The sequence below is a fragment of the Ruegeria sp. F11 genome (genome assembly GCF_056533855.1).
The window spans coordinates 1-15,430 of record NZ_JBQFOW010000009.1 but is presented as its reverse complement, the minus strand read 5'-3'; the positions used below and the strand labels follow the sequence as shown (position 1 = coordinate 15,430).

At 57.7% G+C, this 15,430-nt stretch carries 13 protein-coding genes and 1 tRNA gene; 9 read left to right on the top strand and 5 right to left on the bottom strand.

Features of this window, described 5'->3' with window-relative positions; genetic code table 11:
- The first annotated feature begins 217 nt into the window (after positions 1 to 217).
- The 3 genes from ACR0NJ_RS12955 (at position 218) to ACR0NJ_RS12945 (ending at position 1,105) form a co-directional block, all read left to right on the top strand.
- Positions 218 to 529: an ETC complex I subunit gene (locus tag ACR0NJ_RS12955; protein WP_480817552.1), complete on the top strand. Its 312-nt coding sequence runs from the start codon at positions 218 to 220 to the stop codon at positions 527 to 529.
- Complete coding sequence (locus tag ACR0NJ_RS12950; protein WP_480817551.1) at positions 530 to 1,006, top strand: GNAT family N-acetyltransferase; 477 nt, start codon at positions 530 to 532, stop codon at positions 1,004 to 1,006.
- A 22-nt stretch (positions 1,007 to 1,028) separates the two neighbouring features.
- Positions 1,029 to 1,105: transfer RNA gene (locus ACR0NJ_RS12945), tRNA-Arg, on the top strand.
- Positions 1,106 to 1,127: 22 nt separating this feature from the next.
- Here ACR0NJ_RS12945 and ACR0NJ_RS12940 read toward each other — a convergent pair.
- Positions 1,128 to 4,067 (bottom strand): caspase family protein, encoded by a 2,940-nt coding sequence (locus ACR0NJ_RS12940; RefSeq protein ID WP_480817550.1) that lies wholly within the window; start codon positions 4,065 to 4,067, stop codon positions 1,128 to 1,130.
- 175 nt (positions 4,068 to 4,242) lie between these two features.
- Between ACR0NJ_RS12940 and ACR0NJ_RS12935 the strand changes: the two genes are divergently transcribed.
- The gene (locus tag ACR0NJ_RS12935) at positions 4,243 to 7,209 is read left to right on the top strand and encodes a glycosyltransferase (RefSeq protein ID WP_480817549.1); all 2,967 of its coding nucleotides are present in this window, start codon (positions 4,243 to 4,245) and stop codon (positions 7,207 to 7,209) included.
- Here the strand turns inward: ACR0NJ_RS12935 and ACR0NJ_RS12930 are convergent.
- Genes ACR0NJ_RS12930 through ACR0NJ_RS12920 form a run of 3 tightly spaced genes read right to left on the bottom strand, consistent with a single transcriptional unit; the run spans position 7,199 to position 10,309 of the window.
- Positions 7,199 to 9,403, bottom strand: coding sequence for a glycosyltransferase (locus ACR0NJ_RS12930; protein WP_480817548.1), 2,205 nt, complete (start codon positions 9,401 to 9,403; stop codon positions 7,199 to 7,201). The two genes, ACR0NJ_RS12935 and ACR0NJ_RS12930, sit on opposite strands and share 11 nt — an antisense overlap.
- Positions 9,396 to 9,863, bottom strand: a complete 468-nt coding sequence (locus ACR0NJ_RS12925) for a hypothetical protein (RefSeq protein WP_480817547.1) — start codon at positions 9,861 to 9,863, stop codon at positions 9,396 to 9,398. Before ACR0NJ_RS12925 ends, ACR0NJ_RS12930 begins: the two co-directional genes overlap by 8 nt.
- Positions 9,864 to 9,874: 11 nt before the next feature.
- Positions 9,875 to 10,309, bottom strand: coding sequence for a hypothetical protein (locus tag ACR0NJ_RS12920; protein ID WP_480817546.1), 435 nt, complete (start codon positions 10,307 to 10,309; stop codon positions 9,875 to 9,877).
- Between the two features lie 163 nt (positions 10,310 to 10,472).
- Between ACR0NJ_RS12920 and ACR0NJ_RS12915 the strand changes: the two genes are divergently transcribed.
- From ACR0NJ_RS12915 to ACR0NJ_RS12900, 4 genes are read left to right on the top strand one after another with little or no spacing between them, the layout of a single operon-like run.
- Positions 10,473 to 11,381 (top strand): glycosyltransferase family protein, encoded by a 909-nt coding sequence (locus ACR0NJ_RS12915; protein ID WP_480817545.1) that lies wholly within the window; start codon positions 10,473 to 10,475, stop codon positions 11,379 to 11,381.
- Entirely contained in the window at positions 11,378 to 11,797 is a 420-nt protein-coding gene (locus tag ACR0NJ_RS12910) for a hypothetical protein (RefSeq protein WP_480817544.1), read from the top strand. Before ACR0NJ_RS12915 ends, ACR0NJ_RS12910 begins: the two co-directional genes overlap by 4 nt.
- The gene (locus ACR0NJ_RS12905) at positions 11,794 to 12,723 is read left to right on the top strand and encodes a hypothetical protein (protein WP_480817543.1); all 930 of its coding nucleotides are present in this window, start codon (positions 11,794 to 11,796) and stop codon (positions 12,721 to 12,723) included. Before ACR0NJ_RS12910 ends, ACR0NJ_RS12905 begins: the two co-directional genes overlap by 4 nt.
- A complete protein-coding gene (locus tag ACR0NJ_RS12900) occupies positions 12,711 to 13,571 on the top strand; it encodes a glycosyltransferase family 2 protein (protein ID WP_480817542.1) in 861 nt (286 codons plus the stop codon). The genes ACR0NJ_RS12905 and ACR0NJ_RS12900 overlap by 13 nt, the downstream gene beginning before the upstream one ends.
- Positions 13,572 to 13,657: 86 nt before the next feature.
- On the opposite strand, the gene ACR0NJ_RS12895 is transcribed toward ACR0NJ_RS12900, so the two are convergent.
- Entirely contained in the window at positions 13,658 to 14,698 is a 1,041-nt protein-coding gene (locus ACR0NJ_RS12895; protein WP_480817541.1) for a Hint domain-containing protein, read from the bottom strand.
- A gap of 285 nt (positions 14,699 to 14,983) precedes the next feature.
- Between ACR0NJ_RS12895 and ACR0NJ_RS12890 the strand changes: the two genes are divergently transcribed.
- A partial coding sequence (locus ACR0NJ_RS12890) for a Gfo/Idh/MocA family oxidoreductase (RefSeq protein WP_480817540.1) occupies positions 14,984 to 15,430 on the top strand: 447 nt, incomplete at its 3' end.

The following is a 15,430-nucleotide window of genomic DNA, read 5'->3' as shown; positions in this document are numbered from 1 at the left end:
TGTCCATCTGCAAGGGGGGATCGGGGGGCAGGCGGGCTGCATCCGTGTATTCTCCGGCATTTTTGCGGCACGTGCTGTCCCCGTGTTTGAATTGCGCCCGGTCTAGCGCGGGTTGATGACAGGTTCTGACATCAGCGCACCGCGACATTTGTCATCTTGTCCCCGGTCGCGCTGTGGCGCATAAACGGGGCCAGCCAAGTGAGTACGGAGAGGCGACATGCGCGCACGGATTTACCAGCCTTCGCGAAACGCGATGACCTCGGGGATGGCCAAGACCCGGAAATGGGTTCTGGAATATGCCCCTGCCTCGTCGCGCGAGGTTGATCCGCTGATGGGCTGGACCTCGTCATCGGACACGCAGACGCAGGTGCGGTTGAAATTCGACAGCAAGGAAGAAGCGCTGGATTACGCCAAAGACAACGGGATTGACGCGCAGGTCAGCGAACCGCACAAGCGCAAGCCGAACCTGCGCGCTGGTGGCTATGGTGAGAATTTCGCCACCAACCGTCGTGGTCCCTGGACCCACTGAATGATCGAAATCCGTGAGGTCGATCCGGGTCACGAGAGCATTCGCCCCATCATCGAGGCCCACCTTGCCCATAGTTGGGAGGCGACGCCGCAGACCTCGAACCATACTCTGGACGTCGTTGCGCTGCGCGAACCCGGAATGCGGTTCTGGGCGCTGTATGAGGGCGGCACACCGCTGGGATGCGGCGCACTCAAGGCGTTGCCGGATGGTTCGGCCGAGGTGAAATCCGTTCATATCCTGGCGGCCGCGCGCGGGCGCGGTCTGGCGCGCGTGATGATGACCCATCTGGCGGATCTGGCGCAGGCCGAGGGGATTTCAGCACTGGTTCTGGAAACCGGCGCGGCGCATTTGCCCGAATATGACGCGGCGCGCGGGCTGTATGAATCGCTGGGCTACAGCTATTGCGGCCCGATCCATGGCTACGCGCCAGACCCCAACAGCGCCTTCATGCGCTTGGCCCTTGAACCCCGCCGCTAAAACCCGCAAGAAGGGCGCAAGCGGTCCCTTAGCTCAACTGGATAGAGCAGCTGACTTCTAATCAGCAGGTTGAGGGTTCGAGTCCTTCAGGGATCGCCATGTTAAAGCGACTGTACTTTTATTATTGCTGGTTTCCGACCAGGCGCACCAATTCGAAAAAGACCACCGTTGGGTTGGACGGGTCTTTGCCAGCGTCCTGCAGTTCCGATCTGGCTTCGCTGGTTGAAAGAGGTTGGTTGGGACGTGCCAGTTGCCCGTATGCGGCGACCAGTGCATCTGCGCCCAGATTTTCGGCTCGGTCGCGGGCAATCTCTGCCGATTTTGCATCGCCAAGAGCGGCAGCGCGCGCAAGCCAGACGCTTGCGTTGACCGGATCGGCATCTGTGCCAACTCCATCCGCATAGTATCGTGCAAGATCGAGCCTGGCCCACGGGTTTTCCGCCTCGGCGGCCTGAAGCATATAGCCGAATGCCGCTTCCGGATCGCGGGTCCCGCCGAAACCCGTTTCCAGGTTCCGGGCATGATCGCGGAAGGCGTAGATGTTGCCCTTGGCAGCGGCGCGCTGGGTAAGCCTTGCCGATTCCGTGGCGTTCTGAGGTACGATTTTGCCGTCCTTAAAGATCGCCGCCAAATCCCGAAGAGCCCATTCATCGTCTGTTTTGGCGATCATATCCTGCAGGACACTGACGGCGGCAGGGCCGTTGATCTGGCCGTCAAATCCCTTGGCATGGGCGGCGGCCAGTCGTCTGGCGGCGGGCGGGAAACCAAGATCCCAGGCCCGTTCGTACATTGACAGGGCAAAAGGCAGATCGACGGCTACTTTTTGTCCGCGTTCATGGAGTTCCCCAAGAAGGAATGCGGCCTGAACATTTTCCTTCGCGGCAGACAGCCTGAGCAGCGCAATTGCAAGCTCTGGATTTTCCGGGCGGCCGTCGCCGTTTAACAAGGCTTTGCCAAGCAGGTATTCGCCTTCTGCATCCCCCTGAGTGGCTGCGGTTTCATACCACGAGGCCGCAGCTTCCAGGTCGCGTGGGACGAGTTCACCGATCTCGTATTCCCGCCCAAGCCGGGCTTGTGCGAATGTCCAACCTTGTCCGGCTGCACTCTCAATCCACTTCAGCGCTTCGGCGGGATTGCGTTCAACCCCTTGCCCTTTGCGATAGGCATCGGCAAGTTCAAGCTTGGCCGATGGGTCCCCCAGCTCTGCCGCTTTCAGATACCATTCGACGGCAGTTTCGTCCGAAGGCGCAACGCCCCATCCGTTTTCGTAGACACGTCCCATCAGAGTGTGTGCCCAATCGTTGCCCGTATCTGCCGACTGGCGGATCAAACCCACACCTCGCTCGGTGTCCACGGGCACGCCATTGCCGAACAGATAGGCCTCGCCCAGGGCGTTCAGCCCCCAACTGTCACCAAGTTCGGCGCCTTGACGGAAATACTCAGCCGAAGCCTCGGGGTCCGCTGGGCCGCCCTGACCCAAAAGTGACATTTTCCCCAAGGCAACAATAGCCGTCGAATACCCCTGATCCAGAGCGAGACCGTTCCAAAGACGGGCTGCTTCGTAATCACCGGCGCTGCGATAGGCCCGCCCGAGCACTGCTTTGAACCGCGCGGACTCCGGATATCGCTCGACGGCGGCGAGGCAGGCTTCGATTGCCAGACGCGGCTTCATCAATTCAAGCCGCGCCCCGCGCCCCACGCGGTTCGGATCATGAGGGTAGCCCGCAACCATGTCGCACGTATCGTATTCAACGATAACGTCGCGCACTTGCAGCGAATTCCCGTCGAAATCGGCCAGCTCGATCCGTCCCTGACGTCCGGCGGTTGTGGGCGCGGTTTCGATCACGATCTTGGGCACATCGATGACGGACACCTGAACCGGAGCCCGAAGCTCCTGATCCTCTGTGGTAAGAAAACGAACACCGTCTGCAGGCGCGGCAAGGTTCAGAAACGCAACTTCAGCAAGTTCTTCGGCCGAGAACAGGGATGACAGGGGTGTGCGGACACCTGACGCGAGTGTCAGCGTGGACTGCTCTGTCTCGTCACCCTCCAGACCGATTTCCGGTGTGTTTCCTTTGCCCGATAACCAGGCACGGGCTTGGCGAATGAACCCGCCATTCGGAAATTCATCCAGATACAGTTCGAAATGCTCGCGCCGCCCGCTCTGGACGGCGGTGCGCCACAGCGATCGCTCGAGCACAAGCGACGGGGGTAGGGACCCAAGTGTGTCGACCTGATTTCCCGCTCCGCGTTCCGCGGCAAATACGTCCTCGCGAAACACAAAGCCCGAGTCCATGGCCGAATGGATCCAGGGGACCTGCTTTCCTTCGGTGGCTTGCGAAACCTTGTCTCGTACCTCGGTAAAGACATCCAGAACGTCCATCGCGGGTTTCTGAATGACGTCTATCAATGCCGTCGTGAACGGGCTGTTGCCACCGTCCGGCCCATCAAATGCAACGCGTCCGGGACTGGTGGAAAACGCCATAAGAAATTCGTTGTCCGAACTTACGTCAATTTTGGCCAAGCCGCCGGAGGGTTCGCTGATTGGCAGTTTGGCTGCCGCGTTCCCAGCTCCTGCGGAGTGGAGGACAAAGGGGTTATCCCGACATGCGTCAAGCACCAGGATCGACAGTGAAGCCCCCGAATTCGCTAAGGCAGACGCGATTTCGTTTGCGGAAACTGCCGACTTCAGCGCCGCTCTTTCTCCGTTGGCAAGATCCACGTCCTTGGCCAGCAAATAGTTGCTGTTCGCGACCTGAACCCCGTGACCCGCGAAGAAGAATGCCGCATGTGAGCCGGATTCCATGCGCTCGCCCATGACTTTGATCGAGGCTTTTAGCAACTCGACATTGGGGTCCAGGATTTCGATAACTTCGAAACCCGAACGCCAGAATTCAGCGGCTACAGCGCGCGCGTCACTGATAGGGTTGGGCAGGTCGGGTGCCCGATCATAGTCGCCAACACCGATGACCAGCGCAATTCGACGCGTTGACTGATCTGAAAACTCTGCGGCGTCCTGGGCCGTCGCGAAAGGCGCGATACCCAGAAGTACGAACGTCAAAACTACAGATCGAATACTCAGAACCACGTCGGGAATCCTCATAATCAAGAATTGGGAAAGCCTAGCAGAACCTTGTCTCAGCAAAAAGGCTGAGGGTAATGCCGAAACATTGCACGATTCGAAACCCATTGATATCTTTTGATAAGTGGCACCGGATTGGAGCAAGAGGCACGGCATGGCACGCGTGACGATAGGTGTTCCGGCCTACAACAATGTTTCGACCATCAAGCGTGCGATCCAGTCTATTGCAGCGCAGTCCTTCACCGAGTTCCGGGTCATTCTGTCCGACGATCAGTCCAAGGATGGAACATATGAGCGATGCTGCGAACTGGTAAAAACCGATGGACGTTTTCAGGCTATCCGGCAATCCGAACGGCAGGGGTTCATGCATTTCCGCCGCCTCGTCGAGGCGGCCGATACGCCGTATTTTGTTTGGTTGGCGGGCGACGACTACTGGGCCCCCGAGTTTCTTGAGAAAACTGTGGCCGTGCTCAACCAGAACCAGAACGCGGTGTCGGCAATCCCAAAGGTCGCTTTTGTCGACGCACCTGCGGGTACTGACGCCCCGGATACCAGCACGTTGTCCGGCACATGGGCTGATCGGGCGGGTGCCTTTTTGTCCCGGCCAAACGGAAGCCGGATGTACGGCCTTTTTCGCACCAAAGACCTGCTGGCTGCCTTTCCCAAGCGGACGATGAATGCGTATGACTGGTATCTGACCCTCGGTTTCTTGCGGCGAGGCCCACAGATTGAGGTGCCGCATGTGCTGCTGTATCGGGAAAGAACGGATTGGCGAGATTATTCCCGTATTGCAGATGCCGTTTACGATGAGGGCATTTTTCGGCGTTACCCGTTGCTTGATTTCTCAGTCACAGCATTGCGGGACGGTTTGATCCCGCCGAAGCCAACCCTTTTCAGAACTCTGTATCAGATGAATCTCGAAAAGCATGACGAGCGTCTGATGGTGGTCGAACCCGAAGTGTTTTTCCGCAGGATTGCGGGGCAGGGCACAGGCGATCTGCGGGCCAAAAGCGCGACCCTCGCGGTAAGCGAAGCCGTAAATCTGATCGCGGATCCTAAAACTTCCGACGCGGTGCGTGATGCAGCAGAGGCGGCCCTTTTGAAACTGGCGGAGGCCGGTAATGTCCGGGCGCAGCGATATGCCGGGCGTCATCTGATCGAAACAGGCGACCTGCCCGCTGCCGAAAACGCGCTGACCCATGCGGCGCAATTGGGCGACCCTGAGGCCCGCGTAAGGCTTGCGGTTCTGAGATTTAACACGGGAAAACTCGAAGCCGATGCGTTGAGCCGGTTGCTGACGCAGGAAACCCGGGCCGGAAGTGATTTTGCAGCCGCTCAGCTTGCGGCAAAATTTTGTGAAGGGCGGCTTGCGGGCATTTCCCCACGCACCCTTGCCGAGTTGTTTTTGCGTTGCACATTGGACGCGGGCGGTACCGTTGTCCGGGCTCAGGCGAAGCTGATGTCAGATGGAATTGCGGTGCCCCGGGACCTGAAAAAGGCGGTGCGGCTGCTGGATGGTGTTGCCCCTACAAACCCCTGGGCCCGGAAGGATAGGGGGCTTCTTCATCTGGAGTTGGGGCACGTTGAGGATGCGATCGATGATCTGACATCTGCGGCAGAGTCCGGGGCCGAATGGGCGCTGCTGAACTTGCTGGATATCCCCGAAGCCTATGACCGCCCAAGAACCGCGCGCGTCGTGACCGACCTGCTGCGTCGTTCCGAGGACAATGATCTGACACAAGCCGTTCTTGACAAGTGGGGCAGCGGACCGGTCCCTGAGGCGGAGCCGATCAAAGAACACCCCAAGGTGTCACCGGCTTCCGCAAAGTCGGAAACGACAATAACCGCAATTCTTGTTGCCAGAAACGCAGAAGCCACGCTGGACCGGGTCTTGTCTCATTACGCGGCCGAACGCATACCGGTCATTCTTGTCGATCACGGCTCGACAGATGGGACTTCTGGAATTGCGATGGCACGCCGGGATGCACCGGTCGTGGGTTATTTCCATGAGCCGTATCTAGGGTATTTCGACCTCACACGGCAGTTGATGCTGAAGCGAGACCTTATTTTCGGTATCGACAGCGATTGGATTCTGCATGCGGATGCTGACGAATTCGTCGAGACGCAGGATGGAACGCCGCTCATCGACTTTGTTGGCCGGTATTCCGAAAGCAAGGCGGTTACGTTCGATTGTACCGAATATACCTTTGTGCCGAAGTCCGAGGCAGAGCAACACATACCGGAAGATTTCCCCGAGACGATGCGGCACTACGTGATTTCGTCCGAGAGGGACCGGAAGCAGCGCATTTTCCGTAAGGATTGCGATCTTGCGACCTGGATGCAGACCGGAGGGCACACTGTCAGCCTGTGTCCCGGATCCGTCGCAGGGGAAAACCTGCGATTGCGCCATTATCTTGGTCTGTCGATGGATCACATCCGATCGCAATACCTTCCCCGAGTGTTTTCCGGCGAAGACCGCGCAAAATCGTGGCACGGCAATCGGTTGGCGCAATCCAAGGACTTAGTTCAGGCTCCGGATAACTCTGTTCTGTTGAGTGTCGATGCCGTCGGTTTTCGGCATCATCCTACCGTGACCAGCCCGCCGGTATTCGCCACTGTTGCGCCAGGCATCGACAGCACGCGGCAAGGGTTTTCTGAAGATGTGGAATTGATTGTCGGAACCGCCTGCCGTGACACGGCTGACTGGGCACGGCAGGAACTGTGTTCCGAGTTTCCCGATCTGCGCGTTGTCATCCACCTTGGCCCCGCGCAAACGGTTGCCGAGGCGGGAACCCGCCCCACGCTGCACGTATTGGGGTTCCCCGCCAATGGCGCAACGTCACCGTCTGACTGGCTGTGCGGGGTCGCGGGGCTTCGGCAGGCTGCCATGATAGGTCAACGACGTTATCGCGAGGTGCGGCGCGAAGACTGCGAGGCGAATGCTGGCTGGTTCAGAGAAGCGGTTCTTGATCTTTTGTCGAGCCAATCGACCAAAGTAACGTCTTTTCCACGACACAGTTCCCTGGACGTTCAGGTTTCCCATCCCGAATGGCAGGCTTTGGGTCGGGATTTTCTGAAAGACCTCGGATACAATTTGATCGGGCCAACCGCTATCGAATGACCTCTGACGATGTCCGGCCTGCTTCTGCCAGAAGCGCGACAATTTCAGCGGCCTGGGCAGCCCCGGTTGCCTGCGGTACATGTTGCATGCCCATGCGGAATGCGGCCCGCCGATCCGGGTTGCACATCGCTTCTACGGCGTCTCTGATTTTGTATTCCTCGCCCTTGCGAATGCACAGGCCCATGCCGCGCCGCTCGGCAAAACGCGCGCGGAGATCCTGCCGATCCATGATCGGATTTTCATTTGGAACGAATATGGCAGGCAGCCGTGCCGACATCAGTTCCGCAAAGGAATTGTAGCCCCCGGCAGACACCGCAAAGTCAAAGGCCGAGAACCAGCGATGATAAGGATACCCTTTGATACGCCGGACAAAGGTCGGAAGCGGTGATGTCCGATCAGACATCAACCATTCGGCGAACACAACGTTCAGACCCTGGATGCGGCCGAATTCAGCGATCAGATTTTGCCAGACGCCGGATGTGTCGAAGTTGTTCTGCGCACCGGGAAGGATCAAAATGTTCAGGGCATCAGGGTCCAGCCCCAATTCGGTGGCAGCCTGGTGCCGTGACAGGATGTCGACGTCATCAAGCAGAACAATCGGAGGCACTTTTGCCCGTCTTTCGCCGGCCAGTGACGTCGGGCCATTGTCATAGGCCTCGGCGATTTCGCCGGGCTCGATGATGGCGTCGAACATCTCGGCTTTTTGCAGGGCGGGCAAGTCCCGGCCCTCGCCCCACATGCCGCGCCGAACCCAGACAAATGGCAGCTCGGGATGTTTCTCTCGAAGATATTCGATCGCCGCGAAGGGGATATTTGCATCAAAGATGAACGCGCTTGGTCGGTAAAAGCGCAGGGCACTTTCGAGATAGTCGTGCATCGCCAGGTTCCAATAGGATGAGTTCATCCCTGAATGCGTGTGGAAGGGCTGAAACTCGACGGCGTATCCAAAGTCGCGTACCACGTCTGCGGCGTGCGAGAAGCTGATGAAGACCGATTGAATATTGTTGGGCAGCTTCCGCGCTATCGCCAATTGACGGGTCAGGTGCCCCATGCCGACACCGTTGGTTGACAAGTTGATTACGATTTTTGGGGGACGGGCCATGCGGCTGGAAACCAGGGGCGTGGAATGTTCCGGGCCAAGCGCCTTTCGCACCTTGCGGGCAAACTCAGTTGGCGAGAAATGCATATCCCGCAGTTCCCGCCATGCCGCCCGAATATCCTGCGCGTGTGTCTTATCCGAGAACACCTCGATAGCCGTGTCGGCCAAACGCGACAGTGGCGCATATGCTGCCGCATACATGAAATTTCTTTGCCAGTTCGGCTGCAGAAGAGGGATTACACCTGAATCCAATGACCGGATCAATTCTTCCGGGTAGGGGTCGTCTTCCGGTGAGTCCGTTGTCAGAATGAAGTCACAGCCTGACAAAAACGTCTCGGGCTGAGAACCTCCTTGCCCGAACAGGGAAAGGGGGGCATAGGCATCGCGCAGCGCCTCGTTCCAGGCTTCCGGCGCGTGAAAAAGCCTGTAGGCCAGCAGATGATGCGCCGGAAACCACTTATTGAATATCTCGAAATCTTTGGGCCAGCGTCTGTGGCGGCTGTGCCGGTAATACCCAAGGGTCGGTCGAATCGAAGCACTGGCCAGCGGCTGATCGGCGTCCGGGTCTGTTGCAGGGGCAAAGACCGGCGTCCAAGTTTCGTCCAGGATTGTCGCATCCGGCACCAAGGTTTCGAGAAGCGCCCGGATCGACGGCGCAACCGGTACCAGTTGCAGTTCACCGCCGAGTGTTTCACGGGCGTTTTCCAATACTTTTTTTGCACCAGCGCCGCTATCTGCAAACCGTCTTGTTACAATGACAAATCTCTGATCCGCAGTGATGTTTGTTGGCTGAACGGCGGGTTCCAGAAACAAGCGCATGTCAAACGCCAGCAGCGCCAGGCAACTCGCGGTGGCCCCTATGGCAAGTCTGGATATTCTGGGATGATCCAGCAGGTTTTCCACCTGCGGGTCGGCTTTACCGATGTCGGCACCAATCTGCCCCAACCAATACAGCACACCGACACGATAACCCGATGCCGCCAACGCTTGAATCGCGGCAGCCGAATGTCTGGACCCCGTGTCACCAGAGCGTGGATCGCACAGAACGATGATGTCAAAACGGCTGCCAGACAGAGCAGCCTGTCTGCTACGCAACAATGCAGGTCCCAAGCTCACCCAGTTCGGCAGAGCCTTTGACGCCAATCTCCGTCGTGACAACCTCGCGCGCCATCATCTTGCCGTTATCCTCAAGCATGCGCACAAGCGTCACGATATGAGTGCCTTCGGTGGAGCCGTCACCGTTTACGATGATATAGGAATCCAGGCTGCTGTCTTGCCGAATGGTTGCGCCGGGCACGATCGTGGATGGCAGGTCCTGATCTGTAACTCTGATTTTCTCGCCATTCTTGGTGCATGTCACCCGGTTTCCGATTTCACCGCTATAAGTCATGGCGCGCGGAGCTCCGGCTTGCGCGACATCAGAAACGGGCAAGAAACCCAGACGTTCAAGTCGCTTGATCTGGACCAGCTGGGGGTCTGTTGCGCAGGCCGTAATCACCCCCGCCATCACTGCCAGTGCCAATGTTCTGCCGATACGAAAACCAAAAGCTGTCATATAGAAACCCCTCAGTAATACACCGTCAGTTCATCGAAGCTTTCGGTTATTTTTGCTGGTGAAAGTTCTATGTTGCGCGTAAAGGAGCGCCCCGGAATACGACCGTCACGGGGATATTCGCGGAACTCGCGCGCTACTTTCTGTCCCATCAGAAACCGAAACGCTTCCTGCGCCTTTGGGCCTGTCGGGTTCTCAGCCAGATAAGCACGCGCCTCGTCCGTCGAAGAAAACGTTTGAGAGCCTTGTGCGTTCGCCATCCCGCCTGCCAACATCGCGAAAAGCGCAACCAACCAGTTTGTCAGTTTCGAAATTTTTGTTGCCATAAACGTCGGCCCCGAAAATTCTGTTTTCAGATCAATATTCCATGTAATACCAAGAAAATGGCAAAAAACAAAAAACAATTTCGGAGTTAAGTATTTGCAAAGGCCGATTGTGTACTTCGACACCGACCGGTTTGGGCAAAGCTTCAGTCAGAAAGCGCTTTACCAATCCATCGGTGCGGCAGCGGATTCAAGGCCGGGGGTATTCGAGGACGCGCTCAAAAAGCAAAAGTCCGAGGATTATCCGATCGTCTTCCATTTGCATCGGCAAAGCAGGCTTATTCAAGAGATGCCCAGAAATGAAGACGTGCGGGGCGCGGTACAGGCCGTTTTGGATGCGGCATCCGCGTTTGTCGACATCGGCGGGAAAATTGTCTGGAGCAGAGACCTGATTATGCCCAAGGACGGCCCGGCGGCACGGCTGCAAGACGATTTCAATGCCCATATGACGGAACTGGCCGATGTCATTCACCTGACCTCTTGGCGTGGTTTCGAGGCTTTGTCGGAACGGGTTCCGATTCCGTTCGAAAAGGCGACGGTTATCAGCCCCGGACATTCAATTGGGCGGTTCCCCCAATGGCCCGGTCCCGCTGCCAGACAGCGTTTGGACATCGACCGGGACGTTTTTGTCTTTCTCACCTTCGATGAACATGCATCCGCAGGTGCTTTCGAAAGCGAGATATCAGCGTTTGAGGAACTGGATCAGGAAAACACCCTTCTACTGGCCGTTTCAGGCGCTACCGGGGCGGAGGGAAACACCAAGGCAACCGATCGGACCCGCGTGATCGAATGCTCGAATTTCGACGAGGACTTGGGGCTGTATCTTGCGGCGGCCGACGCAATCATTGCCCCGCAATCGGCGACTTTTGGAGCCGAAGACGCATTGATCTGCGCCTCGGCGTCTCTGGGGGTGATCGGGCCGGATAACCCTGACTTGGCCGACGTTTATACGGACAGAAAAAATGCCTTGCTTTACCCCGAGGCAGACGAATTTGCGCCTATCCGATCCATTCGGATTGCGCTGAACGAAGGGCGCGAGATTTGGTCGGAGCGTGGTGCCTCAGCGGGCCATGTGGCCCGGTGTCGTGACTGGACGGTCGCTGCGAGGCAGTGGATCGCTATATACCGTTCGCTTTCAGGTCTGCCCCGCGCGGGAACAATGGAGCGCGGGGCCCAAATCGAGGTTGTGGGCCAATGACCGAGGCTGAGACAAAGCAAAATGCTAAGGCACTGGCTGACCTTGCATACCCATTGAATGCGGACAGCCCCTATGCTGCGCCGCTAATCAACAAAGGGCTGGATACCGCCTTCCATTTTTTTGACATGACCGGGCTGAACGCGGCGACGATCGACTCTCTGATCCCGACTGTGTTGCGGGAAGCTGAAGACAGGGACCTGATCCCGGTTTTCTTAACGGACCTCAACAAGTTCGACGTGTTTCGTCGGCACGGTGTGATCTTTGAAGCGCTGCCGGATGTTGTGGCAGGTCAATACGCGCACCCGCATTTGGATTGGGACGCACGGCGGGCCGAGTGCCTGTCGCTGATCGAGGACAAGTGGAAGCCACAGGGCAAAACCAAACTGGCACCCGGAAATGTGCTGGACAGGCGATGAAACCTTTATCTCTTTCGGACCTTTCAGTTGTGTTTATCAGTTACGATGAGCCGCACGCAGAAGAGAATTTCCATGCTCTTCAGAAGCTTGTTCCAACCGCGCAGCGCGTTCACGGCGTGAAGGGGTTTGATGCAGCGCATCGTTTTGCCGGTGCGGTTGCCCAAAGCGACAACGTAGTAACCATAGACGGAGATAATCGCATAATTCAGCCCGATTTTTTCACCCGTCGTTTTCACATTGGTGCACAGGAGCGCGCATCCGTCATCTCGTTCGGCGCGCGTGTTTTTCACAATGGCCTGACCTACGGCAACGGAGGAATAAAGATCTGGCCTCGGGCCTTTCTGCGCACTTTGCGCACGCACGAGGCGGCGCGCGATGGCGGGGCATCCGTCGATTTTGCCGGACAAGTCCCATATTTTCAGGTCAACGAGGTCCCGTCTGAAACCATCGTCACCACATCGCCAAAAACGGCGTTCCGCTCTGGTTATCGCGAAGGTTCGCGGCTGAGCCTGGCCAAGAGAAAACTACCGCACGAGGTGTATCCGGACCTGTCACCGGCCGAGGCGTTGCGAAACCATATGGCAGTTGCAAACCGGGACAGGCTCAGAATTTGGTGCTCGGTTGGGCGTCATGCGGAAAATGGCCACTGGGCCATGCTTGGTGCGCGGTTGGGGTGCATCCATTCGAACATTGACCAACTGCCGATGAAGCGTTTGACCGACTACACGTGGGTTGATGCTTTTTGGCGGAATGAAATGCGGGACGGTGACATTGATGATGACGGTGTCGATCTTCTCATTTCGGACACAGAGGCAAAACTGGAAGAGTTGGAGCTGTCGATAAACGATTTGTCCGCTGAGCAGTCGATCAGTGAAATCGAAGCCTATGTTCCGCCAAGGCGGATGGGGGCGCTATGGGCGACCTGAAAGACGGCAGCACTAGGCCCGACCTGGATGATATCGTCACCCATGTGGCTTCGGGCCAATACGACAAGGCCCGCTCGGTCGCCAACCGCGTTGCGGAATTGGCCGGCCAGCAGCCGTCCCGGATGTTCGGTCGGGTCAAGGCACCGCGTATTTCCATCATCGTCGTAGTATCGGGTGCGGCCAAGCAAACCATCCAATTACTGGATGCGCTTATTGAGCCCGCCAGAAGCGAAGAGGTCGAGGTCTGTTTGCTCGCCTCCGGCGCGTGTGAACTGCTGGATCTTGCCAGGGCGCGTCTGGACTCGTTCCGGTACACCGATCTGGGGCGAAACACCGGCCCGTCGATTGCCCGAAACCTGGGCGCGAAACAGGCCTTGGGCGATGTTGTCCTGTTTCTTGACGACGATGGTTATTGTACGGCCCGAGATATGCACACGCTGGCTGCAGTGGTTTTTGAACACGGTGCGATGGCTGTGCGTGGCAGAATTTGCCCGAAAACCGCAACCGGGCAGATACCGCCCCACTATGACTTGTTCGGAGACACCTATACCGCCCCCAGCACCGAAGGCTTTTCGGCCTGGAACAAAAATACCTTTCTGGAACTGGGCGGGTTTGACGACGCAATGTTCGGTCATGAAGGGCTGGAGTTGACACATCGTGCGCTGAAGACCTGTCCGGTAGACGCGTTCAGATATTGTGATGAGGCGTGTTTCTTCCACGATTTCGCCGATGATATGGACAGGACCGTGAAAAAGAACAACCGACACGCGGCAATGGACGATTACATGAAGTCACTCGGGACATCGGTCGAGGACATTCTGCGCATATTCGACCCCTCACGCGCGTGACGGATCGATCCCAGAACTGAGCTGCGCGCCTGTGTGCAGCCTTGGAATTTTAGCAAGAATCGTCAAACCACCGGGCGATCTCTGCCTCAGGCCCACAATGATCCCATGTGGCGTTTCAGAACGTCGACCTCATGAGACTTGAGTGTGATGGCCGCTGTAGTTCCAAACGCGCTTGGGTCAACGGCCAGTTCCGGGAATAAGGACAGAATTTCATCGCGCTGGTTTCGGTCGAGCGCGCGGACTGCGCCTTGGGCCAGAAAGAAGCTCTCGGTCAGTGTGCCGTTCGCGCGGACGATCTGGTGCCGGTCAAACATGAAATGCGTGTACCGGATTTCGTCCTGCGCGCGGATGGAAACCCCCGGCAGGCCGCACAGTTGCTTGGCCGCGACCAGAACTTCGGAACTGCCGAACAGAACCTCGGCGACCGGTGTTTCCAGCAGGATGCGGTGCTGCTGCGACACGACAAGTTCAGACTGGTTTCCGATGGAGCCCGGCGCAAAAACCACGGGTGCGAAACTGCCTGTACCCGGAACCGTTGTCGAGCCAACCCAACGCACGGGCTGCAGGTCGCTGTCGCGGGTCCAGATCTTTTGACCGATAGCGATGTCCTGCACCGGAATTTGCCCGCTTGCCGTTTCGATCATCGTGCCGTCTGCAAAACAAGTGATGTAGTCGGTGTAGGTAGAGGAACCGGCATTCGACCCGCTGACCTTCACATACGACGTGCCATCGACCAGAGGGGCGGATGAGCCGAAACCCCAGACATCCTGCGTGACGCCGTTTTGGGAAAAAACGTACAGGCGTATGACCGGACCTGTTGGCGATCCGCCTGAATCCAGGGCACGCACGTCGATGAAGGATTCCGATTCAACCGGGGTGCCATTTGCGACCAGCCCACCGCCATCGGTAATGACGTGGTTGAACTCATCATCATCGCCAAAAATGTCTTGGCTGCCGCCTGTGTCGTCCAACGTGACCGTCGTGCCAGTGCCGGAACTGTACTGGAAAACGGTTCCGTCCGGCGTGTCAGAGTTGTTGATGATCGGGTTGCCGATGATCCCGGCGCTCGGGCTCGACGTTACGATCATGCTGGAGCTGTCGAGGGCGAAGAAACTACGTAGTACCATCTTTAACCTTTAATATGAATGCGCTCGGAAGCCCGCGTTCAAAGGTGACCGTCTTGCCGTTGTCGATACTTGCGCCAAGCTACGCTGGCAAGTCGGATGCTGCGCACAAAATAGTGAAACTTCGATTTTGGGCGGGTTTGTGCACAAGCGGTCTGTGATCTTTACGGGGGCCCCGCATCCTCATCACCGGGCAGAGTTCGCTGATTTTCGAACGCTCGGAAAAAATTATTGCAACCGGTTGCAAAGATGAGCATTGTGCAGTCACGCTAGAATCGGGAGTTTGGCATGCTGAGGGTTGGACTGCTTGGTGCGGGTCGCATTGGACGCGTTCATGCGCAGGCCATCGCGACGCATCCGTACAGCGCGCTGAGTGCGGTCGCGGATGCGGTTCAGGATGCCGCCGCCAGCCTGGCGGAGGACTACGGCGCGCAGGTGCGCAGCTCGGATGAGATCATCGCGGACCCTGAAATCGACGCCGTTCTGATCGCGACCCCGACAGATACCCATTCGGATTTGATCGAAGCAGCGACGCAGGCGGGCAAAGCGGTTCTGTGTGAAAAGCCGGTCGATCTGGATTTGCAACGCGCCCTTGCCTGTCAGGCGACAGTCGCGGCGCACAGTCAGCCAGTGATGGTCGGGTTCAACCGCCGGTTCGACCCCGGTTTTTCGGCGATCAAGACCGCTGCAGTTGCGGGTCAGATCGGCAAGACCGAGTTACTGTCGATCACCTCG